Source organism: Achromobacter arsenitoxydans SY8, from assembly GCF_000236785.1.
Classification (GTDB): domain Bacteria; phylum Pseudomonadota; class Gammaproteobacteria; order Burkholderiales; family Burkholderiaceae_B; genus Achromobacter; species Achromobacter arsenitoxydans.
In genome coordinates, this window is sequence record NZ_AGUF01000022.1 from 1 (window position 1) to 26,861 (window position 26,861).

31 protein-coding genes and 1 tRNA gene are annotated in these 26,861 nt (G+C 65.2%); 21 read left to right on the forward strand and 11 right to left on the reverse strand.

The genetic code is table 11. The features are described from left to right. Positions 1-336: 336 nt before the first annotated feature. A complete protein-coding gene (locus tag KYC_RS04905; protein ID WP_043517592.1) occupies positions 337-1,698 on the forward strand; it encodes an RsmB/NOP family class I SAM-dependent RNA methyltransferase in 1,362 nt (453 codons plus the stop codon). Here the strand turns inward: KYC_RS04905 and KYC_RS04910 are convergent. Next, positions 1,682-1,990: a hypothetical protein gene (locus tag KYC_RS04910; protein ID WP_238531886.1), complete on the reverse strand. Its 309-nt coding sequence runs from the start codon at positions 1,988-1,990 to the stop codon at positions 1,682-1,684. The two genes, KYC_RS04905 and KYC_RS04910, sit on opposite strands and share 17 nt — an antisense overlap. A gap of 439 nt (positions 1,991-2,429) precedes the next feature. Between KYC_RS04910 and KYC_RS04915 the strand changes: the two genes are divergently transcribed. The 3 genes from KYC_RS04915 to KYC_RS04925 are packed head-to-tail and all read left to right on the forward strand — an operon-like array spanning position 2,430 to position 6,240. Then, positions 2,430-3,638, forward strand: coding sequence for a DesA family fatty acid desaturase (locus KYC_RS04915; RefSeq protein WP_008159452.1), 1,209 nt, complete (start codon positions 2,430-2,432; stop codon positions 3,636-3,638). Then, positions 3,635-5,929: a UvrD-helicase domain-containing protein gene (locus KYC_RS04920; protein ID WP_008159455.1), complete on the forward strand. Its 2,295-nt coding sequence runs from the start codon at positions 3,635-3,637 to the stop codon at positions 5,927-5,929. Before KYC_RS04915 ends, KYC_RS04920 begins: the two co-directional genes overlap by 4 nt. Before the next feature lie 5 nt (positions 5,930-5,934). Beyond that, complete coding sequence (locus KYC_RS04925; RefSeq protein WP_008159456.1) at positions 5,935-6,240, forward strand: chorismate mutase; 306 nt, start codon at positions 5,935-5,937, stop codon at positions 6,238-6,240. Between the two features lie 81 nt (positions 6,241-6,321). On the opposite strand, the gene KYC_RS04930 is transcribed toward KYC_RS04925, so the two are convergent. From KYC_RS04930 to dapC, 5 genes are all read right to left on the reverse strand, one after another. Next, complete coding sequence (locus tag KYC_RS04930; RefSeq protein WP_085945426.1) at positions 6,322-8,256, reverse strand: ABC-F family ATP-binding cassette domain-containing protein; 1,935 nt, start codon at positions 8,254-8,256, stop codon at positions 6,322-6,324. After that, complete coding sequence (gene prmB / locus KYC_RS04935; protein ID WP_008159461.1) at positions 8,253-9,149, reverse strand: 50S ribosomal protein L3 N(5)-glutamine methyltransferase; 897 nt, start codon at positions 9,147-9,149, stop codon at positions 8,253-8,255. Before prmB ends, KYC_RS04930 begins: the two co-directional genes overlap by 4 nt. Positions 9,150-9,255: 106 nt before the next feature. Beyond that, a complete protein-coding gene (gene dapE, locus KYC_RS04940) occupies positions 9,256-10,395 on the reverse strand; it encodes a succinyl-diaminopimelate desuccinylase (protein ID WP_008159462.1) in 1,140 nt (379 codons plus the stop codon). Continuing rightward, a complete protein-coding gene (gene dapD, locus KYC_RS04945) occupies positions 10,395-11,216 on the reverse strand; it encodes a 2,3,4,5-tetrahydropyridine-2,6-dicarboxylate N-succinyltransferase (RefSeq protein WP_008159467.1) in 822 nt (273 codons plus the stop codon). Before dapD ends, dapE begins: the two co-directional genes overlap by 1 nt. A 24-nt stretch (positions 11,217-11,240) precedes the next feature. Continuing rightward, on the reverse strand, positions 11,241-12,437 hold the full coding sequence (gene dapC / locus KYC_RS04950) for a succinyldiaminopimelate transaminase (RefSeq protein WP_008159468.1): 1,197 nt from the start codon (positions 12,435-12,437) through the stop codon (positions 11,241-11,243). Between the two features lie 47 nt (positions 12,438-12,484). Between dapC and KYC_RS04955 the strand changes: the two genes are divergently transcribed. From KYC_RS04955 to KYC_RS04975, 5 genes are all read left to right on the forward strand, one after another. Then, positions 12,485-12,571, forward strand: a tRNA-Leu gene (locus tag KYC_RS04955). A gap of 231 nt (positions 12,572-12,802) precedes the next feature. After that, positions 12,803-12,997 carry a hypothetical protein gene (locus tag KYC_RS04960; RefSeq protein ID WP_008159469.1) on the forward strand — a complete coding sequence of 65 codons (195 nt, stop codon included), beginning with the start codon at positions 12,803-12,805 and terminating at the stop codon, positions 12,995-12,997. 255 nt (positions 12,998-13,252) lie between these two features. Further along, on the forward strand, positions 13,253-13,960 hold the full coding sequence (gene aqpZ, locus KYC_RS04965) for an aquaporin Z (protein ID WP_008159471.1): 708 nt from the start codon (positions 13,253-13,255) through the stop codon (positions 13,958-13,960). Positions 13,961-14,115: 155 nt separating this feature from the next. Beyond that, positions 14,116-14,973: a 3-deoxy-8-phosphooctulonate synthase gene (gene kdsA / locus KYC_RS04970; protein ID WP_008159473.1), complete on the forward strand. Its 858-nt coding sequence runs from the start codon at positions 14,116-14,118 to the stop codon at positions 14,971-14,973. A 66-nt stretch (positions 14,974-15,039) separates the two neighbouring features. Beyond that, a complete protein-coding gene (locus tag KYC_RS04975; RefSeq protein ID WP_008159475.1) occupies positions 15,040-15,348 on the forward strand; it encodes a DUF3892 domain-containing protein in 309 nt (102 codons plus the stop codon). 22 nt (positions 15,349-15,370) lie between these two features. Here KYC_RS04975 and KYC_RS04980 read toward each other — a convergent pair whose 3' ends face one another. Further along, the gene (locus tag KYC_RS04980; protein WP_008159479.1) at positions 15,371-15,856 is read right to left on the reverse strand and encodes a GNAT family N-acetyltransferase; all 486 of its coding nucleotides are present in this window, start codon (positions 15,854-15,856) and stop codon (positions 15,371-15,373) included. A gap of 161 nt (positions 15,857-16,017) precedes the next feature. On the opposite strand from KYC_RS04980, the gene KYC_RS04985 reads away from it, so the two are divergent. After that, positions 16,018-17,658 carry a PqiB family protein gene (locus KYC_RS04985; RefSeq protein ID WP_043517590.1) on the forward strand — a complete coding sequence of 547 codons (1,641 nt, stop codon included), beginning with the start codon at positions 16,018-16,020 and terminating at the stop codon, positions 17,656-17,658. A gap of 95 nt (positions 17,659-17,753) precedes the next feature. Next, complete coding sequence (locus KYC_RS04990; RefSeq protein ID WP_008159482.1) at positions 17,754-18,011, forward strand: hypothetical protein; 258 nt, start codon at positions 17,754-17,756, stop codon at positions 18,009-18,011. Positions 18,012-18,017: 6 nt separating this feature from the next. Here the strand turns inward: KYC_RS04990 and KYC_RS04995 are convergent, their stop codons facing one another. Beyond that, positions 18,018-18,326 carry a hypothetical protein gene (locus tag KYC_RS04995; RefSeq protein WP_043517593.1) on the reverse strand — a complete coding sequence of 103 codons (309 nt, stop codon included), beginning with the start codon at positions 18,324-18,326 and terminating at the stop codon, positions 18,018-18,020. Between the two features lie 100 nt (positions 18,327-18,426). Next, a complete protein-coding gene (locus KYC_RS05000; RefSeq protein WP_008159484.1) occupies positions 18,427-19,011 on the reverse strand; it encodes a TetR/AcrR family transcriptional regulator in 585 nt (194 codons plus the stop codon). Between the two features lie 94 nt (positions 19,012-19,105). Between KYC_RS05000 and KYC_RS05005 the strand changes: the two genes are divergently transcribed. Then, complete coding sequence (locus tag KYC_RS05005; RefSeq protein WP_008159485.1) at positions 19,106-20,311, forward strand: MFS transporter; 1,206 nt, start codon at positions 19,106-19,108, stop codon at positions 20,309-20,311. Between the two features lie 39 nt (positions 20,312-20,350). Beyond that, the gene (locus KYC_RS05010; RefSeq protein WP_008159486.1) at positions 20,351-20,749 is read left to right on the forward strand and encodes a RidA family protein; all 399 of its coding nucleotides are present in this window, start codon (positions 20,351-20,353) and stop codon (positions 20,747-20,749) included. A gap of 15 nt (positions 20,750-20,764) precedes the next feature. On the opposite strand, the gene KYC_RS05015 is transcribed toward KYC_RS05010, so the two are convergent. Next, positions 20,765-21,679 (reverse strand): LysR family transcriptional regulator, encoded by a 915-nt coding sequence (locus tag KYC_RS05015; protein ID WP_008159496.1) that lies wholly within the window; start codon positions 21,677-21,679, stop codon positions 20,765-20,767. Positions 21,680-21,803: 124 nt separating this feature from the next. Between KYC_RS05015 and KYC_RS05020 the strand changes: the two genes are divergently transcribed. The 3 genes from KYC_RS05020 to KYC_RS05030 all read left to right on the forward strand — a co-directional run bounded on the left by KYC_RS05020 (position 21,804) and on the right by KYC_RS05030 (position 23,743). Further along, entirely contained in the window at positions 21,804-22,961 is a 1,158-nt protein-coding gene (locus tag KYC_RS05020; RefSeq protein WP_008159501.1) for a DSD1 family PLP-dependent enzyme, read from the forward strand. Between the two features lie 33 nt (positions 22,962-22,994). After that, positions 22,995-23,381, forward strand: coding sequence for a RidA family protein (locus tag KYC_RS05025; RefSeq protein WP_008159505.1), 387 nt, complete (start codon positions 22,995-22,997; stop codon positions 23,379-23,381). An 89-nt stretch (positions 23,382-23,470) separates the two neighbouring features. Then, entirely contained in the window at positions 23,471-23,743 is a 273-nt protein-coding gene (locus KYC_RS05030) for a hypothetical protein (protein ID WP_008159506.1), read from the forward strand. Positions 23,744-23,763: 20 nt separating this feature from the next. On the opposite strand, the gene KYC_RS05035 is transcribed toward KYC_RS05030, so the two are convergent. After that, positions 23,764-24,063 (reverse strand): DUF2513 domain-containing protein, encoded by a 300-nt coding sequence (locus KYC_RS05035; RefSeq protein WP_043517594.1) that lies wholly within the window; start codon positions 24,061-24,063, stop codon positions 23,764-23,766. 127 nt (positions 24,064-24,190) lie between these two features. On the opposite strand from KYC_RS05035, the gene KYC_RS05040 reads away from it, so the two are divergent. The 5 genes from KYC_RS05040 to KYC_RS05060 all read left to right on the forward strand — a co-directional run bounded on the left by KYC_RS05040 (position 24,191) and on the right by KYC_RS05060 (position 26,803). Continuing rightward, on the forward strand, positions 24,191-24,589 hold the full coding sequence (locus KYC_RS05040) for a hypothetical protein (protein WP_008159509.1): 399 nt from the start codon (positions 24,191-24,193) through the stop codon (positions 24,587-24,589). A 93-nt stretch (positions 24,590-24,682) separates the two neighbouring features. Further along, the gene (locus KYC_RS05045; protein ID WP_008159510.1) at positions 24,683-25,003 is read left to right on the forward strand and encodes a hypothetical protein; all 321 of its coding nucleotides are present in this window, start codon (positions 24,683-24,685) and stop codon (positions 25,001-25,003) included. A gap of 371 nt (positions 25,004-25,374) precedes the next feature. Further along, positions 25,375-25,578, forward strand: coding sequence for a cold-shock protein (locus KYC_RS05050; protein ID WP_006220190.1), 204 nt, complete (start codon positions 25,375-25,377; stop codon positions 25,576-25,578). A gap of 133 nt (positions 25,579-25,711) precedes the next feature. Next, entirely contained in the window at positions 25,712-26,275 is a 564-nt protein-coding gene (locus KYC_RS05055) for a DUF924 family protein (protein WP_008159517.1), read from the forward strand. 321 nt (positions 26,276-26,596) lie between these two features. Continuing rightward, positions 26,597-26,803 carry a cold-shock protein gene (locus KYC_RS05060; RefSeq protein WP_006220187.1) on the forward strand — a complete coding sequence of 69 codons (207 nt, stop codon included), beginning with the start codon at positions 26,597-26,599 and terminating at the stop codon, positions 26,801-26,803. Positions 26,804-26,861: the final 58 nt, after the last annotated feature.

Here is a 26,861-nt window from a genome sequence, read left to right on the forward strand (position 1 = left end):
CGGATTCGCGCTCGTCCTTTGGCGGCGGCCAGCGCGGCGAAGGCCGTGGCGACTACCGCGGCGGCGACCGTGGTTCCGTATGGTTCCGAGCGCCGCGAAGGCCAGGGCCGTCCGGATTCGCGCTCGTCCTTCGGCGGCGGCGGTCAGCGCGGCGAAGGCCGTGGCGACTACCGCGGCGGCGACCGTGGTTCCTACGGTTCCGAGCGCCGCGAAGGCCAGGGTCGCCCCGATTCGCGTCCCGCCTTCGGCGGCCCGCGTAGCGAACACCGTGGCGGCGACCGCGAACAAGCGCCGCAAAAGCCGCAATTCAATCGCCCGCGCCAGTCCCATGGCGCCATGCGCATCGACCAGGTGCAGCGCGTCCTGGGCGAGATCCTGCAGTGGACCTATCCGGCCGACGCCTCGCTGTCGCACTGGATGCGCCAGCATCCCAACCTGGGCGCGCGCGACCGCTCCGAAGTCGCCGAGGCCGTCTACGACGTTCTGCGCCACCTGCGCCGCTACCGCCAGTACGGTGAAAGCGGCGTCGGCCCCGCCTCGCGCCGCCTGGCCATCCTGGGCCTGAACGCGACCCTGGGTGCGGAAGCCCTGCAGGAAGGCATGGACGCGGCGGAAGCCGAGTGGCTCAAGCGCGTGTCGCGCATTGACCTGGCCACCTTGCCGCGGGCCGTGCGCGGCAGTATCCCCGACTGGCTGGACGAGCGCCTGGGCGCCATGGACAGCCCCGAAACGCTGATTGAAGCGCTGAACCGCCAGGCCAGCCTGGATCTGCGCGTGAATCCCCTGAAAGCCGAACGCGACGAGATGCTGGCGGAACTGCAGCAAAGCGCCGGCCGCTACGAACCGGTCGCCATGCCGTATTCGCCGTGGGGCATCCGCATGGAAGGCCGTCCCGCGGTCAACCGCTGGCCGCAGTTCGAGAGCGGCAGCATCGAGGTCCAGGACGAAGGCAGCCAGCTTCTGGCGCTGCTGGTCGCCCCGCGCCGCGGTGAAATGGTCATTGATTTCTGCGCTGGCGCGGGCGGCAAGACCCTGTTGCTGGGCGCCCTGATGCGCTCAACCGGCCGGCTGTACGCTTTTGACGTGTCGGCGGCCCGCCTTGCGCGCGCCAAGCCGCGCTTCGCGCGCAGCGGACTGTCGAACGTGGTGCCAGTCGCCATCGACAGCGAAAACGACGCCCGCGTCAAGCGCCTGGCTGGCAAGGCCCAGCGCGTCCTGGTCGACGCGCCTTGCAGCGGCATTGGCACTTTGCGCCGCAATCCCGACCTGAAATGGCGCCAGCACCCCGAGGCGCTGGCCGAACTGGCCCAGCTCCAGGAACGCATCCTGAACAGCGCCGCCCGGTGCGTCGCGCCGGGCGGCCGCCTGGTCTACGCCACCTGCAGCCTGCTGGCGGAGGAAAACGAGGCGCAGGCCGACCGCTTCCTGGCCAGCCATCCGGATTTCGAACGCGTGGACGCGGCGGAGATCCTGGCGGCACGTTGCGAAACGCTGAAGCTGGAAGGCCCGTACGTGCAATTGCGCCCGGACGTGCATGGCACCGACGGCTTCTTCGCCGCGGTCTTCGAGCGCAAGAAGAAGAGCGCCGCCACGGAGCCGAGCGAGGGCATTGCGGCTGAAGCTGCCGCCGCCCAGGACGCAGCCGCCCCGGCGGACGAGGCCGTGGAAGAGGAAATCGGGGTCAAGGACCCGGTTTGACGCCCACGGTGGCGCTGTAGCGGCGGGTTCCGATGGTCTTGTTCTGGTATTTCACTTCCCAGGACAGGGTGTCGGAACCCGGCCGGTCGGCCTGGTAGACCACCTGCGCCACCGGCACGGACTTGTAGGCGCAGCGGCCGGAGTTGCTGGATTGACCGCGGGTCTGCAGGATGCTGGCCTTGCCCAGGGTCGGCATCTGGGTGATCGCCACCCGCGGCGCCCGCAGCGCCAGGCAATCCGATCCCCGTATCTCGTAGTAGGAAGCCAGGACGGCGACGTCTCCGGACGTCAACGTTTGAGCGCTGACGGGCGCCGAGAGCGCAATGCCGAGGGCAGCCAAGCCGGAATAAAAACAGGGACGCATTAATTCGAGCAGCATCAGTGGGACAAAAGAGACATTTTGGTGGCAGTTGGGCGTGCAGTGTGCGCCCGTCAGGCGACGCCCACAAGTCTGCCGGCGGACCTGACTGGAACTTTAATCGGGAATTGTGGCCAAAACGTCTTCATGGCAAATCCCCTGCGCGCCTGCGGCAGGGGCGGCCCCCCGGGCCGCATGCTGGCCATGTCCGGGTCTTGCGACCGCGCAGCTGCCGCGAGACGGGTGTTTTTTGCTCAGATTCGCCGCTTAGTCCTTGATTTCTCTCAATAACTATTTTGAAACTAGATTGTCATCAGATGGCTAAGGTACGCTAAACTTCAGCCACTTCTCAAGCGAGGCTCATAACAGCTTTATGGATTACATCCTCTCCTTCATTGCCGGCGGTCTGACCCAAGCCACTTGGTGGCAGGTCGTCGTTTTCACTTTGGTCGTGACGCACATCACGATTGTTTCGGTCACGGTTTTCCTCCATCGCAGCCAAGCGCACCGCGGTCTGGACTTGCATCCGGCTGTCATGCACTTCTTCCGCTTCTGGCTCTGGATGACGACCGGCATGGTCACCAAGGAATGGGTGGCCATTCACCGCAAGCATCACGCCAAATGCGAAAAGGAAGGTGACCCGCATTCGCCCATTCTGTTCGGCATCTGGAAGGTCCTGTTCCGCGGCGCGGAACTGTACCGCGAGGAATCGAACAACAAGGAAACCATGGCCAAGTTCGGCCACGGCACGCCTGACGACTGGCTCGAGCGCAACGTCTACAGCAAGCACAGCCTGTGGGGCGTGCTGACCATGCTCGCCATCGACGTGGCCCTGTTCGGCGCCATCGGTGTCACGGTTTGGGCTGTTCAGATGGCCTGGATTCCCTTCTGGGCGGCTGGCGTCGTCAATGGCATCGGCCACTACTGGGGCTACCGCAACTACAACAGCCCGGACACCAGCACCAACGTGTTCCCCTGGGGCATCGTGATCGGCGGCGAAGAGCTGCACAACAACCACCACGCCCACGGCACGTCGGCCAAGTTCTCGGCCAAGTGGTACGAATTCGACATCGGCTGGTGCTACATCAACATCCTGAAGTTCTTCGGCCTGGCCAAGATCAAGAAGGTTGCGCCCAAGCTCAAGCTGGACGACACGCGCACTGGCATCGACCTGCGCACGCTGCAAGGCGTGATCACCCACCGCTATGAAGTCATGGCCCGCTACGCGGACGTGATCAAGGGCGCCGCCCGCGAAGAGCTGGCCAAGCTGAAGGCCTCGCGCCAGGAAGGCAACGCTGACTGCGGCTGGACCAAGCTGCATCAGGTTCGCCGCGCCATCCACCGCAACGAGGACATCCTGCAGCCTGAACAGCTGGCCGCCGTGGACAACGCCATCGCCCAGAACAAGTCGCTGTCGACGCTGGTGCAGATGCGCCGCGAACTCGGCCGCATCTGGGAAAGCTCCAGCGCCAGCAGCGAACAGCTCCTTCACGACCTGCAGGCCTGGTGCCAGCGCGCCCAGCAAAGCGGCATCGCCGGGCTCGAGCAATTTGCTCAACATCTGCGCCGCTACGCGGCATGATGCTAGAGAAGCTCAACCCTGAACAACGCGCCGCAGTAACGTTAGAACCGCAGCACGCCCTGGTCCTGGCCGGGGCGGGCAGCGGGAAGACCCGGGTGCTCACCACCCGCATGGCCTGGCTGATTCAAACCGGCCAGGCTTCGCCTTTTGGGCTTCTGGCGGTCACGTTCACCAACAAGGCCGCCCGCGAAATGCTGGCGCGCATGTCGGCCATCCTGCCGATTGATACGCGCGGCCTCTGGATCGGCACCTTCCACGGCCTCTGCAACCGCATGCTGCGCGCGCATCACCGCGACGCCGGCCTGCCGCAAAGCTTCCAGATCCTCGACGTCACCGACCAGCTTGCGGCGATCAAGCGCCTCATGAAGGCCAACGGCGTCGACGATGAAAAGTATCCTCCCCGCGATGTGCAGCGCTTCATCAACGGCGCCAAAGAAGAAGGCCTGCGTCCGTCGGACGTCGAAGCCTACGACGCGCATCGCCGCCGCCTGATCGAGATCTACCAGCTTTACGAGGCCCAGTGCCAGCGCGAAGGCGTGGTGGACTTTGCCGAACTGCTGTTGCGCGCGTACGAATTGCTGTCGCGCAACGCGCCTGTGCGCGAGCACTACCAGCGCCGGTTCCGCCATATCCTGGTCGACGAGTTCCAGGACACGAACACGTTGCAGTACAAGTGGCTGCGCCTGCTGGCGGGCGGCGGCGCGTCCATCTTCGCCGTGGGCGACGATGACCAGTCCATCTACGCGTTCCGCGGCGCGAACGTCGGCAACATGGCCGACTTCGAGCGCGACTACGCGCATGGCACCGTGATCCGCCTGGAACAGAACTACCGTTCCTTCGGCCACATCCTGGATTCGGCCAATGCGCTGATCGGTCACAACACGGGCCGTTTGGGCAAGAATCTCTGGACGGACCAGGGGGAAGGCGAACCGGTGCGCGTCATCGAACAGCCTTCCGACGGCATGGAAGCGCAGTGGATCGTGGACGAAATCCGTTCCCTGATCCACGAAGGCAGCGACCGGCGCGAAATCGCCGTCCTGTACCGCAGCAACGCGCAGTCTCGCGTGCTGGAGCACGCCATTTTTTCGGCCGGCATTCCGTACAAGGTCTATGGCGGATTGCGCTTTTTCGAGCGCCAGGAAATCAAGCACGCACTGGCCTACCTGCGCCTGATGGCCAACCCGCACGACGACACTTCGTGGATGCGGGTCGTCAATTTCCCCACGCGCGGCATTGGCGCACGCACGCTGGAGCAGCTTGCGGACGCCGCCCGGGCGCACGACACCAGCCTGTACGCCGCGGTGGCGCTGGTCGGCGGCAAGGGCGGGTCCAACCTGGCCCAGTTCGCCCAGCTGATCCATCGCCTGATCGAGGAAACGCGCGATCTGCCGCTGCCCGAAATGGTCGAGCACATGCTTGAGGCCAGCGGGCTGAACGCCCACTACAAGGCCGAGCGCGAGGGCGCGGAACGTCTCGAAAACCTGAACGAACTGATCACGGCCGCGGCGGTGTTCGCTTCGGAGGAAAACTACGACGGCCTGCCCGCCGGCGTGGTGCCCGACCAGGACACCTCGTCCACGCTCATGCCGGGCGTGGTGGACGCGCCCGCCGTGGCGGGCACGGGCCTGACGCCGCTGGCGGCATTCCTGTCCCACGCCGCGCTCGAGGCCGGCGACAACCAGGCCCAGCAGGGCCAGGATGCCGTCCAGCTCATGACGGTGCATGCCGCCAAGGGCCTGGAATTCGACGCGGTGTTCATCACCGGCCTGGAAGAAGGGCTGTTTCCGCACGAAAACAGCATCCTGGAGCCGTCCGGGCTGGAAGAGGAACGCCGCCTCATGTACGTGGCGATCACGCGCGCGCGCCAGCGGCTTTACATCAGCCTGGCGCAGAGCCGGATGTTGCATGGCCAGACGCGCTACGCAATGCGCTCGCGCTTCCTGGACGAGATCCCCGAGCAGCATCTGAAATGGCTGACGCCCAAAGCAGGGCTGGCGCCGGTCAGCGCGACGGGCGCAGGGTGGGGCGGCGGCAACCGCGGCGACGCGTTTGGACGCAAGCCGACCAATACCATTGCGCCGCGTCAACCGCGCGGCATCGCTACTGGCGTCACGGTCGGCGACAAGCAGTATCGTGTGGGGCAGGGCGTGCGTCACGCGCGGTTTGGCGATGGCACGATCATCGGCCTGAGCGGCGCGGGGCAGGACGCACAGGCGGAAATCCATTTCCGCGACGTCGGCGCCAAGACCTTGGCGCTGGGCATCGCCAAGCTTGACATTGTTCAGGGTTGACATACATGGCCAACAACGATTCTCCCAAAGCCGAGCTGGCGTCGCTGCGCGCCGAGGTCGATGAAATCGACCAACAGATCATGCTGCTGCTTGGCGTGCGGTTCCGTTGCACGGACATGATCGGCGAACTCAAGACCAACCACGGTATGGATCTGGTGGATCCCAAGCGCGAGGCCCAACAGGTCGAGCGCATCCGCCGGCTGGCCCTGGAAGCGGGCGTACCCCCCGCCCTGGCCGAAACCATCCTGCGCGAAGTGATTGATACCGTCATCGACCACCACACCCGTCTGCGCGAGCGTCCGTACTCGTAACGCAGAAAAAAGCGGCGCGCGAGGCCTGCCTGTGCAAGCCGTCGGGCGCCGCTTCGGTGGCGGCCTGCGCCGCCCCGCGGATCAGGCCACGCTCTGGTCTATCTCTTCCAGCGACCCCTGCAGTTCCAGCCACTGCTCTTCCAGTTCGCCCATGCGCTTGCCATGTTCGCCGTGTTCCGCCATGACTTTCTGGCGTTCGGCGCGGCGCGCGTCGGAATATAGGTCCGGATCGGCAATGACCGCGTCCAGCGCCTGCAGCTTCGCACGCAGCTTTTCCATCTCGGTTTCGACCTTCGCCAGCTTGGATTCCAGCGGTTTGCGCAGGGCCGACAGGCGCTGGCGCAATTCGGCGTCGGCGCGTCGCTGCGCCTTGCGGTCGACGACGGCGTCGCCGCTTTCGGCGGCGTTTTCGCGCGCCTCGGCGCGCTCGCCCGCATTGCGCGCCGCCAGCCAGTCCCGGTAGTCCTCCAGGTCGCCGTCGAATTCGCGCACTGCGCCGTCAGCCACGATCCAGAAGCTGTCCACGGTGGTCCGCAGCAGGTGCCGGTCGTGGGACACCAGCAGCATGCTGCCGCCAAAGTCCGCCAGCGCCGTGGCCAGGGCCTCGCGCGTTTCCACGTCCAGGTGGTTGCTGGGTTCGTCCAGCAGCAGCAGGTTGGGCTTTTGCCAGACGATCAGCGACAGCGCCAGGCGCGCCTTTTCGCCACCCGACATGGGACCGACCTTGCTGGTCACGGTGTCGCCGGAGAATCCGAATCCGCCCAGGTAGTTGCGCAGTTCCTGCTCGCGAGCTTCGGGCGCCAGGCGGGCCAGATGCGCGATCGGCGTGCTGTCCACGTCCAGCATGTCGAGCTGGTGCTGGTGGAAGTAACCGATGGCCAGGCCGCGGGAGGCGCGGCGCTCGCCCGCCTGCACGGGGATTTCCTCGGCCAGCGTCTTGATCAGCGTACTCTTGCCCGCGCCGTTTGCGCCCAGCACGCCCACGCGGCTGCCCGCGCGCACCATCAGCGTCACGTCGCGCAGGATGGGCACGGCGTTGCCGGCGGCGTCCGTGTAGCCCGCCGACAGGCCTTCCAGCGTGAGCAGCGGGTCCGGCACCTGTTCGGGCGAGGGAATGCGGATGTCGATGCCAGCTTCGGCCTGCAGCGGCGCCAGCACCTGCATGCGGGCCAGCGCTTTTACGCGGCTTTGCGCCTGCTTGGCCTTGGATGCCTTGGCCTTGAAGCGGTCGATGAAGCCCTGCAGGCGGGCCGTCTCGCGGGTTTGGCGCTCGTAGGCGATGTTGGACTGGCGCAGGCGTTCGGCCCGCTGAGTCAGGAAGTCGCCATAGCCGCCGCGGTAGCGGATCAGCTTGGCGTGGTCGAAATGCAGGATCGACTTGGCGACCGCGTCCAGGAATTCCGTGTCGTGGGAGATCAGCATGACGGTGCCTTCGTAGGCCCCAAGCCATTTCTCCAGCCACAGCATGGCGTCCAGGTCCAGGTGGTTGGTGGGCTCGTCCAGCAGCAGCAGTTCGGACGGCGCCATCAGCGCGCGGGCAAGCGCCAGGCGCATGCGCCAGCCGCCAGAAAAGCTCTCGACCGGCTGCATCCATTCGGCCGGCTTGAAGCCCAGGCCGGCCAGCAGCTGTTCGGCGCGCGAAGGCGCGCTCCAGGCGCCGGCTTCCACCAGCGCGGCTTCCACTTCCGCGATCTCCGTGCCCTGGTCGTCCCTGAGGCCGGCGCGCTGCGCCTGCAGCGCGCGCAGGTGGGTATCGCCGTCGATGACGAACTCGCGGGCAGGGCGGTCGTCCGCGTGCAGTTCCTGTTCGACGCTGGCGATACGCCAGCCCGCCGGCACGGACAGCGTGCCGGCGTCCAGGTCGAGCGCGCCGGTCAGCAGCGCGAACAGCGAGGATTTGCCCGCGCCGTTCTTGCCGACGATGCCGACCCGTTCTCCCGGGTTTACGACGAATTCAGCGCCGTCCAGCAGCACTTTCGTGCCGCGGCGCAGGGTCAATCCAGTTGCGCGTATCACAGGGTCAGTTGCTCGCGGGTAAGCAGCAAAAGCTGGTCCGAAGCTTCCTCGGTGTCCAGCCAGACGGGGGTCAATTGCGGGAAGGCGGCCTCGAAGAAGTCGCGTTCATGGCCGATCTCCAGCACCAGCACGCCGTCCTGCGTCAGGTGCTGCGGGGCCGCGGCCAGGATGCGGCGCACCAGGTCCATGCCGTCGTCGCCGCCGGCAAGCGCCAGTTGCGGCTCATGCAGGTATTCCTGGGGCAGCACGCTCATCGAGCCGCTGTTCACGTAGGGCGGATTGCAGACGATCACGTCGTACTGACGCGCCGGCAGATTGTCGAAGAGGTTGCTTTGGTGCAGGTCCAGGCGGTCGGCCAGCCCATAATCGTCGACATTGCGGCGCGCCACTTCCAGGGCGTCCGCCGAGACATCCACGGCGTCCACGTGCGCATAGGGGAAGGCCAGCGCCGACAGAATGGCCAGGCAGCCGGACCCCGTGCACATGTCCAGCACGTTTTCCACGGCCAGCGCGTCCTGGACCCAGGGCGACAGTCCTTCGTCCAGCAATTCGGCGATGGGCGAGCGCGGCACGATCACCCGCTTGTCGACATAGAAGCGGTGGCCGCGCAGCCACGCTTCGTTGGTCAGGTAGGCGGCGGGCACGCGTTCATTCACGCGCCGGTCCAGCAGGTCCAGCACGCGCTCGCGTTCTTCGCGGATCACGCGGGCGTCCAGGAACGGGTCCAGCGTGTCCAGCGGCAGGTGCAGGGCGTGCAGCGTCAGGTAGACCGCTTCGTCCCAGGCGTTGTCGCTGCCGTGGCCCAGCGCAACCTGGGCGCCGTTCAGGCGCGACACGCCGTAGCGGATCAGGTCGCGCACGGTCTGCAGTTCTTCGCGGGAGGTTTGATTCATAGTAGTCATTCGGTTCACCGCCCGAGGGGAAAAACGCCCCCTCGAGAGGGGGCAGGGCCCAGCCAGCGGGCAAATCGCGGGGGAGCCATTCCCCCGCCGGCGGACATCACTTCGGCAGCAGCAGGTTTTCCAGCGTGCGCCGATAGATGTTCTTGAGCGGTTCCAGCGAGGCGATTTCGATCCGCTCGTTCACCTTGTGGATCGTGGCGTTGCCGGGACCGAACTCGATGACCTGCGGGCAGATCTTGGCGATGAAGCGGCCGTCGGACGTGCCGCCAGTGGTCGACAGCTCAGCCGTGACGCCGGTTTCGGCGTGGATCGCCTGCACCAGCGCGTCGGTCAGCGAGCCGCGCGGGGTCAGGAAGGGTTCGCCTCCCAGTTCCCAGTCCAGCTCGTATTCCAGGCCATGCTTGTCCAGCACCGCATGCACCCGCTGCTTCAGGCTCTCGGGCGTGCTGGCCGTCGCGAAGCGGAAATTGAACAGCGCGACCGCCTCGCCCGGCACCACGTTGGTGGCGCCCGTGCCGGAGTTCAGGTTCGACACCTGGAACGTCGTGGGCGGGAAGTACTCGTTGCCCTGGTCCCATTCGATGCCGACGATCTCGGCCAGCGCCGGGGCCAACTGGTGCACCGGGTTACGCGCCAGGTGCGGGTAGGCCACGTGGCCCTGGATGCCCTTGACTGTGAGCTTGCCCGACAGGGAGCCGCGACGGCCGTTCTTGCAAGTGTCGCCCAGGACGTCGCCCGAGGTCGGCTCGCCAACGATGCAGTAATCCAGCTGTTCGCCCCGCGCCTTGAGCGCGTCGCAGACGATGGCGGTGCCGTCGATGGACGGACCTTCTTCGTCGGACGTGATCAGCAAGGCAATCGAGCCGCCGTGCTGCGGATGGGCCGCCACGAATTCCTCGGCCGCCACCACGAAGGCGGCGATCGAGCTTTTCATGTCGGCCGCGCCGCGGCCGTACAGCCAGCCTTCGCGTTCGGTGGGAACGAAAGGATCGCTGTTCCACTTTTCGCGCGGGCCCGGGGGGACCACATCGGTGTGGCCCGCAAAGACCGTCAGCGGGGCGGCACTGCCGCGCCGCGCCCACAGGTTGGTGACGCCACCCTGCGCGATGGTCTCGCAGGTGAAGCCGATGCGTTCCAGGCGGGCGGCAAGCGCCGCCTGGCAGTCCTCGTCCGCCGGCGTGACCGACGGGCGGGCGATCAGGTCCTTGACCAGATCCAGTACGGCCGTGTTGCTCATCAAGCCCTCAGCAGATCATTGATGCTGGTCTTGGCGCGGGTTTGCGCGTCGACACGCTTGACGATCACGGCGCAGGCCAGGCTGTGCGTGCCGTCGGCCGACGGCAGCGAGCCGGGGACCACGACCGAACCCGACGGCACGCGGCCGTAGGTGATCTTGCCGGTGGCGCGGTCATAGATCTTGGTGCTTTGCGACAGGAACACGCCCATGGCCAGGACAGAGTTCTCTTCGACGACCACGCCTTCCACGACTTCCGAGCGGGCGCCGATGAAGCAGTTGTCTTCGATGATGGTGGGGTTGGCCTGCAGGGGCTCCAGCACGCCGCCGATGCCCACGCCGCCCGACAGGTGAACGTTCTTGCCGATCTGGGCGCACGAACCCACGGTGGCCCAGGTGTCGACCATGGTGCCTTCGTCCACATACGCGCCGATGTTCACGTAGGAGGGCATCAGGACCACGTTGCGGGCGATGTAGGAGCCGCGGCGGGCCACGGCCGGCGGCACCACGCGGTAGCCGCCTTGCTTGAAGGCGTTGTCGCCGAATTCCGAGAACTTGAGCGGCACCTTGTCGTAGAACTGCAGGGGAGCCTGGCCCATGATGGCGTTGTCGTTCAGGCGGAACGACAGCAGCACGGCCTTCTTGATCCACTGGTGCACGACCCAGTCGTCATTGATTTTCTCGGCCACGCGCAGGCGGCCCAGATCCAGGCCGTCGATGGTGTGCTCGACCGCTTCGCGCACTTCGGCGCTGGCGTCGGTAGGCGACAGGTTGGCCCGGTCGTCCCAGGCTTTTTCGATGGTGGTCTGCAGGTCGAGAGTCATAGCGGCTCAGCTTTTAAAGGTTGATCAAACAGAAGTATGTACAAAATGGGCGATGCGTTCGGCTGCCTGCACGCAGTCAGCCAAAGGCGCCACCAGGGCGATGCGGATGCGGCCATGGCCCGGATTGGCGCCATGCGCTTCCCGCGCCAGAAAACTGCCCGGCAGCACGGTAACACCGGTGCGGCCGTAAAGATCGCGGACGAAGGCCGTGTCGGCGCCTGGCGTGGCCGCCCACAGATAGAACGAAGCCTGCGGACGCGACACATCCAGCACCTTTTGCAGGATGGGCACGACCGCGTCGAATTTCTCGCGGTACTGGCGGCGGTTTTCCTTTACGTGCTCCTCGTCCGTCCAGGCGGCGACGCTGGCGGCGGACACCAGCGGGCTCATCGCACTGCCATGATACGTGCGATACAGCAAGAAACGGCCAATCAGCGCGGCGTCGCCTGCCACGAAGCCCGAACGCAGGCCCGGCACGTTGGAGCGCTTGGACAGGCTGGAAAACGCCACCAGGTTGCGGTAGTCGTCGCGGCCCAGGCGGCGCGCCGCTTGCAGCCCGCCCAGTGGAGGATCGCCCTCGTCCAGGTAGATTTCGGAATAGCACTCGTCCGAAGCGATCACGAAACCGTGGCGGTCGGACAGTTCGAACAGCGTCTTCCACTCGTCCAGCGACATGACGTTGCCGGCCGGATTGCCCGGAGAGCACACGAACACTAGGCGCGTCTTCTTCCAGACCTCGTCCGGCACCTGGCTCCAGTCGGGCGCGAAATTGCGCACCGGGTCGGCGTTGACGAAGTAGGGCGTGGCGCCCGCCAGCAGCGTGGCGCCTTCGTAGATCTGATAAAAGGGATTGGGGCAGATCACCACCGAGCCGGCCGACGGGTCGATGACGGTCTGCGTGAATGCGAACAGCGCCTCGCGCGAGCCTAGCGCCGGCAGCACCTGCGTGTCGGCGTCGGGTGCGGGAATGCTGTAGCGCCGCGCCAGCCACTCCGAGATTGCCCGGCGCAGGGCGGGATCTCCTTTGGTCGACGGGTAGACGGACAGCCCGCCCAGACTGTCGCGGATGGCTTGCGCCACGCGTTCCGGCGCGGCATGCTTGGGCTCGCCGATCGACAGATTGATGGGCGCAAGGCCGTCCGGCTGCGAGCTGGCGGAGGCCAGCAAAGCCCGCAGTTTTTCGAACGGATAGGGGTGTAGGGCATCGAGGCGCGGATTCATGACGCAAGATTTTAACAAGCAAGCTACAATAGCGGGCTTGGCCTATTGCGAAGGTGGCGAAATTGGTAGACGCACCAGGTTTAGGTCCTGACGCCGTAACAGGTGTAGGGGTTCGAGTCCCCTCCTTCGCACCAAAATTCTCACACCGTTGATTGGCATAGGGTAAATCTTTCAAATCAATGGCTTAGCGGCAGGGTAACGAGCCGGCCGACTGCGAAATACAAAGAATTCAAGCAAGAATTCGCAGTGGCTTGCCCCATTTTTTATCCCCATCGGACCACCCTCGGTCCCCCTCTTGCCAAATTGAAAACCGCGCTCGATTGTGAAATGCTGAAGTTGTTCGGCATTGAGCTGGAGGTGTGGCCATGGATCTCATACGCCATTTCTCTTCGTTCCCCAGTTCGGCGTTTCTGCTCTTCGTCCTTTGCATATCCGGCGGCGCCGTGGTGCTGATCGCCATCTACAAGAAGCACGGATGGATGGCGTCGATCCTGTTTGCCGCCATCGTGGGCGTGCTGGCCGTACTGCTGTTGCCAGGCACGGCGAATGGCTGGGTTTGAGCGCCAGGACCGAGGCTAATCAATAGATCATTCGAGGCATGCCGAGCCGGCAGCGTCCGCGGGCTTGACGCTGCCGGTATGCGCCCTTGGTCGTCGCCCGTCGGCATGCTTGCGCGTCGCCGCCGGCCCGGCTATCTTGTCCGAGGCAGCCATGCCCGCCTCCAGCGCATACAAGAATGGTCAAGATTGTCATTTCTTTAACCTTGTAATACGCGCTTGGCGATACCGTTGGGGTTTCATTTTCAAGGAGTGGAAATGTACTCGCTATCCAAGCGTTGCGGTGCGGAGTTCTTTGGCACGTTCTGGCTGGTTCTGGGGGGATGCGGTGCGGCGGTGCTGGCGGCCGGTTTTCCCGAAATGGGCATCGGCTTTGCGGGCGTGGCGCTGGCTTTCGGCTTGACCGTCCTGACCATGGCGTTCGCGGTGGGCCATATATCGGGCGGGCACTTCAATCCCGCCGTGACCGTCGGCTTGGTGGCGGGAGGGCGGTTCCCCGCCCGGGAAATCCTTCCCTATGTCATTGCGCAGGTGCTGGGCGCCATCGCGGCGGCCGCGGTGCTGGCGGTCATCGCCAGTGGCAAGCTGGGTTTCGACCTGAAGGCCAGCCACTTCGCGGCGAACGGCTACGGCGCCTATTCGCCCGGCAAGTACTCGATGCTGTCCGCGCTGGTCACCGAAGTGGTGCTCACCGCCGGTTTCCTGTTCGTGATCCTGGGCGCCACAAGCAAGCGCGCGCCGGCCGGATTCGCGGCCATTCCCATCGGCCTGGCGCTGACGCTCATCCACTTGATCAGCATTCCGGTCACCAATACGTCGGTCAACCCGGCCCGCTCGACAGGACCCGCGCTGTTTGTGGGCGGTTGGGCTGTGGAGCAGCTGTGGCTGTTCTGGGTGGCGCCCATCGCCGGGGCGATCATCGGGGCCATCGCCTACCGGCTGGTCAGCGAGTCCGAGTCGGAATGAACCTGGCGCGCGGCGGGCGATAGCACCATCTAGGCGCCCGCCCGCCCGGCTCGCCGCAGTTAAAGGCCGGAAAGGGGCGCCGGGATAAAGGCAGGGGCGGGCAGGTTGTACATTACGCTCTATCACCTGCCTTATTTCCACAGGATTCACCCATCATGACCGCCCCTGAAGTCGTAATTTCCTCCTCGATCGCCTGCGCGAACGATCGGCCCTTTGTGCTGTTCGGCGGCATCAATGTGCTCGAATCCCAGGACCTTGCGCTGCGCACCTGCGAGGAATACCAGCGCGTGACGCGCAAGCTCGGCATTCCCTACGTGTTCAAGGCCTCGTTCGACAAGGCCAACCGTTCGTCCATCCATTCCTATCGCGGACCCGGCCTGGAAGAAGGAATGAAGATCTTCGAGGCCGTGAAGAAGGAATTCGGCGTGCCCGTCATCACGGACGTGCATGAGCCCTGGCAGGCCGCCCCGGTCGCGGAAGTGGCCGATATCCTGCAACTGCCGGCGTTCCTGGCGCGGCAGACCGATCTGGTCGTCGCATTGGCCCGGACGCAGCGCGTGGTCAACATCAAGAAGCCGCAGTTTCTCAGCCCGACCCAGATGCTCAACATCGTCGAGAAATTCACGGAAGCCGGCAACGACAAGCTGATTCTCTGCGACCGCGGCACCAGCTTCGGCTACGACAATCTGGTCGTGGACATGCTGGGTTTCGGCGTAATGAAGAAAGTGACGGGCAATCGTCCGCTGATCTTCGACGTGACGCACGCGCTGCAGCAGCGCTCAGCCCTGGATGCGGCGTCGGGCGGCCGCCGGGAACAGGTGGCGGACCTGGCCCGGGCGGGCATGGCTGTCGGCTTGGCCGGCTTGTTCCTGGAAGCCCACCCGGACCCCAAGAATGCCAAATGCGACGGCCCCAGCGCCTTGCCGCTGGATAAGCTTGAACCCTTCCTGACCCAGCTGAAGATGCTGGACGATCTGGTGAAGTCCTTTGCGCCTATTGATATCGAACCCTGACGCTGGTGGTCATCCGGACGACGCCAAGTTGTTATACGATCCAGGCCACACATTAGGGAGGCCTGGATGTCGTTGTATGTGATCGTCGCCGTCCGCAAGGAATCCGTCAGCGGGCATATCGCCTACGTGCGCCTGGGGCAGGCCGTGCGCGGCGTGCCGGGCTGGATCTCCGAGCCCATGACGGCGGCCGCCTCCGAGGTCGTTGAACTCATCAAGGGCGGCGCCGAAGTCGAGACCGCGATCAGCGTCGACGGCCTGACCGTCGCATCGCGCGCGGTGCGCGTCTTGGTGGACGATGACGGGCGCGAGCATCTTGCCTCGGCGCCCGTGCCCAGCTCAACTCAGCATACGCTGTTCGATCTGCCCGAGTTCTAGCCGCTCTTGATTCTGGCCATCCCTAGCGGCGGCCTTCCGCGAAATTGCGCAGTGCGTCGCCGGCCATGCGGTAGCGCACCCATTCGTCCTGCGGCAGCGCGCCGATGGACTGGTAGAAGTCGATGGCGGGCTGGTTCCAGTCCAGCACACTCCATTCCAGGCGTCCGCAGCCGTTCGCCACGGCTTCCTGCGCCAGGCGCCGCAGCAGGTCCCTGCCGGCGCCTATGCCGCGCTGTTCGGGCGTGATGTACAAATCTTCCAGATAGATGCCGTTCTTGCCCAGCCAGGTGGAATAGCTGTAGAAATAGACGGCGTAGCCGATCGCCTTGCCATCTAGCAGGCACATCAGCGCCTTTGCCGGCGCGCCTTCGGCGAAAAGGGTGCGCTCGACGTCTTCGGCGCTGGCGATCACTTCGTGGGCGGCGCGCTCATAGACCGCCAGCTCGGTGATGAAGGCATGGATCTGGGCCGCATCCGACGGGGCGGCGGGACGGATTTCGATGTTCACGGATGTTTCCTGTTTCTTGGGATGGCTATCCTACCTTGTCTTGAGGCGTCGGGCAGGCGGCGACATCGGGAATTCCCTTGTTGCGCGGCAGCCGGCCCGGCGCGACCCTTTGAAGGGATTGTGCCTAGCAACCGGACGCGCGTTCCAAAAGGATGTTCTCAATGCCCGAGACTGGTCCTGCCGCTGGTAAAACGACCCCGCCCGGCCGGCGCGGCCGCCGGTTCTCCTGGATATGGCTGGTGCCGATCGTCGCGGCGCTGGGGGGATTGCTGCTGGTGGTCCGGGTCTGGATGGAGGCGGGTCCCGTCGCCACGATCAGTTTTCAGACCGCCGAAGGCCTGGAGGCCGGCAAGACGCAGGTCCGCTACAAGGAAGTGAACGTCGGCATCGTCCAGCGCGTGGCCCTGAATCCGGAGCGCACCGGCGTCGTGGCCACGGTCCGGCTCGACAAAGAGGCGAGCGGCCTGCTGCAGGAGGGCACGATGTTCTGGGTGGTGCGGCCCAGGCTGACGCTGAGCGGCGTGTCCGGCCTGAGCACCTTGTTGTCCGGATCCTATATCGGCCTGGACCCGGCTGGCGGCAAAGCCCAGGCGCCAGCCAGCAAATTTTCGTTTACCGGCCTGGAAGTGCCGCCCGAGGTGACGCAGGACCGTCCTGGCAAGCGCTTTACCCTTAAGGCCAGGGATCTCGGTTCGCTGGACATCGGGTCTCCGGTGTACTACCGGCGCATCGCCGTGGGCCAGGTGGTCGGCTATCAACTGGACAGCCGCGGCGAAGGCGTCGATGTACAGGTGTTCGTGGACGCGCCCAATGACGCCTACGTCAACGAAGGCACGCGCTTCTGGAACGCCAGCGGCGTGGACTTTTCCGTGGATGCGCGCGGCCTCGAGGTGCGCTCCCAGTCACTGCTTTCGGTCGTCATCGGGGGGGTGGCGTTCGATTCGATCGGATCCCACGGCCAGGCGGCGGCCAAGGCGAATACGGCGTTCGTCATTTTTCCTTCGGAAGGGGCCGCCCGCGCCCAGCCCGATGGCACGGCCATGCGCATCCGCATGCGGTTCGACCAGTCGGTCAGGGGCCTCGCGGTGGGCGCGCCCATCGACGCCTTTGGCGTCGCGATCGGGCAGGTCGATTCCATTGCGCTAGAGTTGGACAAGACGACCAACCAGTTCTACGCGGTGGTGAGCGCAACGCTCTATCCCGAGCGGCTGGGCGCCAAGGCCGTTGGAGAAATCAAGGAATTCTCCGGGTCGTCCATCGAGCACCCCTCGGGCAAGCTGATCGCCGCCATGATCGACCGCGGCCTGCGGGCGCAACTGCGCGTCGGGAACCTGCTGACCGGCCAACTGTATGTGGCGATGGTCGTATTCCCGGACGCCAAGCCGGCGCCGTTTACGATGGAAGACGTCCCGTTCATCCCCACGGTCCCGAACAACCTCGACCAGCTCCAGTTGCAGCTCAACAGCATTCTCACCAAGCTTGAGCGCATGCCGTTCGATGCGCTGGGCGCCGAACTGGGCAACGTGCTGCGCGGCGCCTCCAGCCTGGTGAGGCGCCTGGATGCGCAGGTCGCGCCGGAGGCGACAGCCTTGCTGCGCCAGGCAGGCAAATCCCTGGGCGCCGTTGGCGTATTGCTCAACTCCGACGCGGGCCTGCCGGTGAATACGGGAATGCTGTTGCAGGAACTTTCCCGCACGGCCAGGTCGCTGCGTGAACTCTCGGATTACCTCCAGACCCATCCCGAGTCGCTGCTGCGCGGACGCGCCGCGGATACCGCCCCGGTGCGCGGGCAGCCGCGCTGATCGTGCCGCCGGCCCCGGGCACGCGGTTTGCTGACCGGTCTGGCGGCGTCCCGCTCGCAGTGCGGGGCGGGGCCGCATCTGAGAGGGGATTCAGCATGGACCACAGCGAAATGATGGCGCGCATGATCACGCAACCCGTCACGCCAGGTAAATTTGACGGATGGGATGGCGTGCTTTCCGCTTTTGCGGATTGCCTCTTGCAGGTGCAGGGCAAGCTGTCGGAAGCCGACGTGAAGCGATTCCTGGATGTGGGCGCCCTGGTGTATCGAACCTGTTGCCAGGATGAGGCGCGGCAGCGCTGGACGGCCGAGGAACTGGCGGCCTATCACCGCAAGGGGCAGTTCGGCGCCTAGGGCAGCTCAGAAAAGGCACTGCCTCAGCGCGAACTTCCTGCCGAACGCGTGGACCTCGTCGCCGTCCACGCTGGCCGAGACGTCCCAGTGGTCCCCGCGGGTGACCAGGATGGACTGGCTGGAGAAGGCATGGCGCAGGGCAAATTGCCAGAAGGCCGCTTCCGACCCCTCGGGTTCCAGGTCATGCGGCCCGATGCGCAGGCGGGAAGGGCGGGGCGTTGCTCCTATCGACCATTTCAGGGCAATCGCCAGGAACGCGAAGCGCGCGGACACCGTCGAAGGCTGGATGCACAGGACTCGGATCTTGTTGCTCATGGTCATAACCCTGCCTATTCAGGTTTGCACCAGCGTAGCAGGGCGCGGCGCCCCGATCCATACCGCGTTTGGTCGATTCGGGCGGCGCGTCGGCACAGGGTTATCGGCGCAGCAGACCCCGCAACAGCAGGTCCAGCGCCTCCAAGGCCTGCGCGACCCGCGGCCCGGGTTCGCCTTCCTCGGCGATCCAGAAAGCGGCGTCCACTAGGGCGCCGTTGATCAATCGGGCAAGGACCAGCGGTTCGGCGGGTTCCACCACGCCTTCGTCCATCAGCCGCTGCAGCAGCGCGCTCAGCGAGCCCAGGCATTGCTGTTGTGCGGCGGCCGGGACGGGCCCCAGCACCGCGCGCGCATCCTGCAAAACGATGCGTCGGATCTCCGGCTCGCCCGCCATTTCCAGATAGGCGCGGCAGCGTCCGCGAAAGGCGCTCCAGGTGTCCGGCGCCTGCCGGGAAATGGCTTGCAGCCGCACGTCCATTTCGCCGTCGATCTGTCCGGCCACGGCGGCAAGCAGTCCCTTTTTGTCGCCGAAGTGGTGATACAGGGCGCCGCGCGTCAGGCCGGCTTGCGCGGTGAAATCGTCCATGGACGTGCCCGCATACCCCGATTGCCGGAACGCCCGGCGCGCGGCGGCGATGAGCTTTGCGCGGGTGGTTTCGATCATTTCGGCGCGGGTTGGGGGCATTCGGTTCCTTTGGACATACGCAACGTACGTGAATTGACATACGCAATGTATGTGAATACGATCCCGCCGTCTACTCCCTTCTCAAAGGACCGCAGTGCCGAATCCCTATCGTGAACTGTTCAAGGCGCCCGGCGCCGCTGGATTCGTGCTGGCCGGCGCGGTCGCCCGCCTGCCGTTGCCGATGATCGGCATCGGCATCATCACCATGCTGTCTCAGGTGCGTGGCGCGTATACCCTGGCGGGCGCGGTGGCGGCCACGTTCGCGCTGGCGACCGCGCTGCTGGCGCCTCGCATTTCGCGCCTGGTGGACCGCTACGGGCAGGGCAAGGTGCTTCCCGTTGCCGCCTGCATCTGCGTCCTGGCGCTGGCGGGCCTGTCCGCCAGCGTGCATTGGGGCGCGCCGGACTGGGTCCTGTTCGTCTTCGCGGCGCTGGCGGGCAGCCTGCCCAGCATGCCGGCCATGATCCGCGCCCGCTGGACAGAGATCTACCGCGACCGGCCTGAACTGCGCACCGCCTATGCGCTGGAATCGGTGGCGGATGAGCTCAGCTTCATCGTCGGGCCGCCTTTGGCGGTGGGCCTGTGCGTGGGCCTGTTTCCGCAGGCGGGGCCGCTTGCGGCGGCCCTGCTGCTGGCGGTCGGCGTCACGGCGTTCGTCATGCAGCGCGCCACGGCGCCTGCAGTGCGGTTTCACGAGTCCGGTCGCCAGGCTTCAGTCCTGCGCCTGCCCGGGATGCTTCCCCTGCTGGCCATGATGTCTGCGATGGGAGTAATCGTAGGCACCATCGACGTGCTGAGCGTCGCGTTCGCCAGGCAGCAGGGCTTTCCCGCCGGGGCCAGCCTGGTGTTGTCCGCCTACGCGCTTGGCTCCTGCGTCGCGGGCCTGGTGTTCGGCGTGCTGAAGTTCCAGATGCCGCTTGCGCGGCTGCTGGTTCTGGCGGCCGCGGTGACGGCGTTCACGACCTTGCCTCTGTTGTTGGTGAACGATCTGCTGGGCCTGTCGCTGGGCGTGCTGGTGGCCGGGTTGTCGTTCGCGCCCACCATGATCATTGCGATGGCGTTGGTGGAAAGCAGCGTGCCGGCAAGCCGGCTGACGGAAGGGCTGACCTGGCTGGTGACCGGTCTGGGCGCCGGTGTGGCGGCGGGCGCGGCGATGGCCGGTTGGGTAGTCGATCATTACGGCGTCGGCGCGGGTTTTTGGACGGCCGCCGGCGCGGGCGCGATCGTGCTGCTTGTCGCCCTGCCTGGCGCGCGCCGCCGCACGGCAGGCGATGCCCAGGCGCAAGAGGCGGGTTGCTAGAATGGCCGGCGCGGGGCGCAGCGGCCTCCAGGAGAAAACATGTCCAGAACCGTCGTCAATCCCGACACTGTATTCAACTCCGTGCAATACGGCTTCAGCCAGGCCGTCATCGTGACCGGACAGCGCCGCATGCTGCTGTCTGGTCAGGTGGGCATCGACGCGCATGAGAAGACGGTCGGGCCCGGCCTCCAGGTGCAGACCGAGGCCGCGCTGGACAATGTCGAACGCGTGCTGGCGGCTGCCGGCGCGACGCTGGCGCAGGTCATTATGCTGCGCATCTACATCTGCGACACCGTCAAGGGCGAACAGGAAGTCATCGCGCAGGCATTGCGGGACCGCTTCAAGGTCGACCCGCCACCTTCTTCGTGGATCATCGTCAGCGGCCTGTCCCTGCCGGAATGGCTGGTCGAGATCGAAGCGGAAGCAATGCTGGATTGATCCGCCCTGGGGACGCTAGGGCAAGGCGTCGCGCCAGGGCGGAGCCTCGAACGCGGCGCGCAGGGTCGACAGAAAACCCGCCGTGCGGGCGGACAGTTCCTGGCGCGATTTCACCAGCGCCACCACATTGGCCTCTGGCAGGTTCCAGCCTGGCAGCAAGGGGACGAGCGCGCGCGTGCGCAGGTGTGCTGCGGCATCCCATTCCGAACGCACGACGATGCCATGTCCCGCCAGTGCCCACTCCAGCGCGGTCGCGCCCGTATTGCTGGACAGCACGGGCGCGATGCGCACGCCCAGGGCTGGACCGCGGCCGCGTTTGAACCGCCACAGGGTTACGTCCTCGTCGTTTTCGCGCAGGGCGATGCAGTCATGGTCGCGCAGGTCCTCCGGCTTGGCGGGCGCGCCACGGCGGGCCAGATAAGCGGGCGATGCGCACAGGATCCGGCGATTGGGCGCCAGCGGGTAGGCGACCAGCGTGGAGTCGCGCAGTTCGCCGATATGCACCATGACATCCCAGTTGTCGGACGACAGCCGGGGAGGGCCGTCCGACAGCGTCAGGCTGGCGGTGACGTTTTCGCTGCGCTGGCGGAATTCCGCCACCAGCCCGGCGATGTAGCGCTGGCCGAATCCCAGCGGCGCAACCACGCGCAGATGGCCTGCCACCACGCCGCGCCGGCCTGCAAGCTCGTCGGCCAGGTCGTTCAATTGGCCGCAGATCTGCCCGGCTCGCAAGGTCAGCAGCCGGCCTTCGTCGGTCAGCGCGGTGCCGCGTCCGGACCGGTTGACCAGCCTGACGCCCAGCCGCTTTTCCATCGCGTGCAGCCGCTGTGTGACGGCGGGAGGCGTGACGTCCAGGGCCCGCGCAGCCTGCGCCAGCGAGCTGGTCCCCGCAAGGGTCAGGAAAAAGCGCAGGTCGTCGGTGGTGATCATTCAGTTTTGGATTAATGGAGAATTAATTTCAAATTAAACACGCGGCCGCTCGCCCGCGCCATACTGCGTCCATCCCGGCTCGCGGCAGTTCCGCGTCCGCCGCAACCTTTCCACAGAGGCTTTCATGACCCTCGCCGCCGCCGCGCCCACCCTGGACACCCTGGAAACACCTTGCCTGCTGCTTGACGAAGCGCGCATGACGCGCAATATCGAGCGCCTGAACGGGCTAATGGCCGCCCACGGCGTGCAACTGCGCCCGCATCTGAAGACGCCTAAATCCGTCGAGGTGGCCCGCCGGGTCATGTCGACGCCCCAGGGCCCCGCTGCCGTGTCGACGCTGCAGGAGGCCGAGCAGTTTGCTGCGGCAGGCGTCACGGACCTGCTCTACGCGGTCGGCGTGTCTCCGTCCAAGCTGGACCGCGTGCTGGCGTTGCGCCGGCGCGGCATCGACCTGACCGTAGTGGTCGACAGCATCGAGGCCGCCAGGGCCGTATCGGCGCGCGCCCGGCAGGCGGGCGACGCCATTCCAGCCCTCATCGAGATCGACTGCGACGGCCATCGCGCCGGCGTGCAGCCAGGCGACACCGCGCAACTGCTGGGTATCGCCAGGGCGCTGCACGAAGAGGGGGCCTGCCTGCGCGGCGTCATGACGCACGCGGGCGAATCCTATGGGTGCCGCAGCGTGGAGGCGATTGCGGACATGGCCGAGCAAGAGCGTTCAGCCGCGGTGAGCTGCGCGCAGGCCATCCGCGCGGCGGGCCTGCCGTGCCCGGTCGTCAGCGTCGGTTCCACGCCCACGGCTCATTTTGCGCGCAGCCTGGAAGGCGTGACCGAAGTCCGCGCGGGCGTGTACGTCTTTTTCGATCTCGTGATGGCCGGCCTGGGCGTGTGCCGCGTGGATGACATCGCCGCCACCGTATTGACGACCGTGATCGGCCATCAGGCTGACAAAGGCTGGATTCTGGTCGATGCCGGATGGATGGCCATGTCGCGCGACCGGGGCACCGCCAGGCAGCCGGTGGATCAGCTCTACGGACTGGTGTGCGACGTCGACGGCAAGGTCTATCCGGACGTGCTGCTTGCCGAAACGAATCAGGAGCAGGGCATCATCAAGTTGCGGCCCGGCAGCGACGCCGTTCTGCCCGACCTGCCGATCGGGGCGAAACTGCGGATCGTCCCCAATCATGCGTGCGCCACCTGCGCGCAGCACGATGCCTATGAGGTCGTGCGTCCGGGCGCCACGGAAGTGGTTGCGCACTGGGAACGCTTTCGCGGCTGGTAAACCGCAAGCCGTCCGCCATAAGGAGATCCTGGCATGGATATCATTCATACCCCCGACGCAACCCCGCCCGCCGGCCATTATTCGCAGGCCGTGCGCGCCAATGGTTTCGTCTTCGTTTCCGGCCAATTGGGGTTTCTGCCGCCTGTGGAGCCTGGTGCAAAGCCGGTGCTGGCTCAGGGCGCCGCCGAGCAGACGCGCGAGTCGCTGCGCAGCGTGCAGGCGATCCTCGACGCCGCCGGTTCGTCGCTGTCCGCAGTGGTCAGCGTCACGGTCTACATTCCCGATGTACGCCTTTGGGACGAGGTCAACGGCGTCTACGAGCAGTGCTTTGGCGCGCATCGTCCGGCCCGCGCGATCGTGCCCACCCGGGACCTGCACTTCGGCGCGCAGGTGGAGATCAGCGTCGTCGCGCTGGCCTGAGCGGCGCGGGGCCGCTGCCGGGGCCGGGGGAGGGCTCAGGCACCGCCTATAATGCGGTCGCCTCAATGCCCACGGCGGAGACCGTTCACATGCAATACGAGTATCTGTTCTGGTCCATGGCCGCTGTCGTGGCGGCCGCGCTGGCGGGCGGCTCGCTGTGCGGCCGCTTGCGCTCGCTCAAGGGCACGCTGATGGGCGTCGCCGCGCTGGCGGTAGCGGAATTCGTGGCGGTCTTCATGCTGGCGCGCCACGGGGGATTCAGCGATCTGGCGGCGATGCTGTCGATCGCCGCCTTCATGTTCAGCCTGGTGATCGGCACGGCGGCGTCACTGCTCACGCGGCGCGTCCTGCTGCGCCGCTGAGCCGCCCGGTCCGGGCCGCCTCATTCTTCGGCGTCGAACTCCTCGTCCTCTTCGTCGTCCTCATCCTGCTCAAGAGCGTCGTAGCCCTTCCAGGTAATGCGCCAGCGCGTCGCGCCGGCCGTCGCCGCGGTTTCGCTGATCTGCTTGACCAAACCCGCGTCTTCCAGCAAGTCCAGGTGATGCGCGATCAACTGCAGGCCTTGCTCCTCGGGATGAGGCGCCAGTGCGACGTTCTTGATATCGTGAGTGCTCAGGTTGGGGCCCGGCGCGTCGCGCAGGGCGCCCAGGATCGTGACGACCAGATCGAAATCGCGTTGCATGATGTCCACCATGTAGGGATAGGGATAGAACACGCCGACGATAGCAGAGTTCCGCTACGGGGATGGGACAGCTGCCGCTACCGGGTTACAGTCCAGGGTTCTTGATAACCGATACACGATAAACACTATGAAGAAACCCGCAGAACGGGATTGCCTCGCGGTCATCCCCGGCTATACGGGCCAGGCCGCCAAGCTCTATCTATCGCGCGGCGAAGACGAACGGATCGACGGCGTCACCGTGTTCGACCTGCTGGGCCACATCAAGCTGCAGGGCGATGCCCAGGCCGCCGCGGCCTGGATCGGGGAGTGGCTTGCCAAAGAAGCCGACAACCGCAAGGCCCGGCGCACGCAGCTCCAGGCCCAGATGTTCATCTGCAAGCTCGCTGGGGACGACAAAGAAGCCTTCCTGGGCGCCCAGAAGCCCCTCATCAGCGTCCTGACCGCTGCGGGGGTGCGCTGCCGTAGCGTCGCCGCCACGTCCGGCGCGGCGCGCCAGGCACTTGGTCCGATTGTCAAGAAGCATTAGCCCAAGGCTGTTATAGTCGCGCCTGGGCGTGCGTGTGCACCTACACGGTGCGTGCCCTGGCGGGCCCAGCCCGCAAATCAAGGAAGATGGATCATGGAAATACTCAGTCGGCACGTTGCCGACGTCGCGGGCGGCGTTGAGCTGCACACCACGCTGGATGGCGAGAGCATCAGCGTCTATGTTGTCATGGGCGTTACCGATCTCAATGCCATCGCTGACATCGTGCCGCGCGAAAAAGTCGAAGCCGGGGCGGACATACACGCCTCCAATGTCGACAATGTTGATAATGCGCAAGAACAGATCGACCAAGTCCTGGAAAATATGAACCCCGGCGACGTGGCGGTTTTCCTTTGCTCGGGTCCCGATGCTTTCGGCGCGGCACTCGACTTGTTGGGTTTACCTATCGACGAGTAAGCCTGGCGGCAAACCATGGTGTCATCCAAATGGCGTATTGAAGGTTGTACGCGCTTTTGATGGCATTTATATAAGCCTTGTTTGTTTTTTTATGATGTGTGGGTGTAAACACCTATGCAGGACTTCGTTTTGCCTATGAAAACGTGCGAATTTTCTGTGCAGTTTCTCTTTGTTGCATTATTGGCACGTATTTTTTAGGATTATGTTGACTTGTGAGGGGAACATAACGATAGTGTCGGCACACGATCACAAGCGTTGCGATTTTCGTTCAGTGCCGTGCCTTTTCCGGCTCAGCGTTATTGTTCTACTGTCCCCTCCTTGATTGATTCGTGACCTCCGGGCATTTGCCCATTATCTCTAGGAAATACAGTATGGAAACCGGCGTCGTTAAGTGGTTCAATTCGGAAAAGGGTTATGGCTTCATCACCCCGGAAGCGGGTGGCAAGGATCTGTTCGCTCACTTCTCCGAAATTCAGGGTTCGGGCTTCAAGTCCCTGGAAGAGAACCAGCGCGTCAGCTTTGTGACGGCAAATGGCCCCAAGGGCCCGCAAGCCACGAAGATTCAGGTCCTGTAAGGTACTGATTTTTCGCCAAAAAAGCCCCCTTGCGGGGCTTTTTTTGTTTTGGGCGCGGCATTCGTCCGGCTGGTGTCGGCCGCCGCCGCGCGCTCGGAGCGAGCGCTCCCTTCAGCATTCCACCCCCGCCGCCATGACTACCCGTTCGACGAATACCCTTTCCACGCAGCCGCAGGACGTGGTCGCGTTCTGGGTCGAAGCAGGCCCCCAGCAGTGGTTCAGCAAAAGCGCAGACTTCGATGCCGCCTTCCGCGCGCGTTTCGAAGCCGCGCACATGGCTGCGGCGGCGCGCCGGCTGGATGGCTGGCTGGATGTCGCGCCGGGAGCGCTGGCGTTGATGATCCTGTTGGACCAGTTCCCCCGCAATGCCTATCGGGATACTGCCCACATGTTTGCTACGGACCCGCTGGCCCAGCATTTTGCCGAGCGCGCCATCGCGGCAGGACTCGACCTGGAAGTCGACACCGGGTTGCGGCAGTTTTTCTATCTGCCGTTCGAGCACGCAGAGAACCTGGCCGCGCAGAATAGATGCATCGCGCTGATGGAGCCTCTGGGCGCCGAATCGTTGCGCTGGGCCGTCCTGCACCGCGACATCATCAAGCGCTTCGGACGATTTCCGCATCGCAATGCCGCCTTGGGCCGGCAGACTTCGCAGGCCGAGCGCGAGTTCCTGGAGTCAGGCGGGTTCGCGGGTTAGGCGGACGCCATCCGCGTGGCTGTCTTGAACGCCTACCGGTATCCACCTGTATCGGCGCGTGGCAAGTTGAAAATATGCGGATTGAAGCTCCTTGATTTCCGCTGCTTAGCGCGTATGTCGCGGCTAGTCTGGCCCGCAAAGGTCTCGGGATAATTGACGTTTTTCCGGGTTCGCCAATACACTGGTTTCAGCGAGATTCTCAAGCGACGCGGTCTGCGTTTCTCTTGGTCGCCGTCAGTAGTGCTGCGGTTGCTATCCTCTCCCATCCTTGATGATCTGGCGCCCCGCGAGCAATCGCTTATCTAGGTTCAAGGACATTCCATGGCAACCGGCATCGTCAAGTGGTTCAACGCCGAAAAGGGGTATGGCTTCATCATGCCCGACGACGGCAGCAAGGATCTTTTCGCTCACTACTCCGAGATCCGTAGCGAAGGCTATAAGTCTCTACAGGAAAATCAACGGGTCACGTTCGAGGTTGGAACCGGCCCCAAAGGTCCCAGCGCCAAGAACATCAAGGTGGCGACCTGAGTCCATTGGGTAGCGCGCTCCGAGTCTCCTCGGCGTTCTACCTATAAAAAAAGCCCCC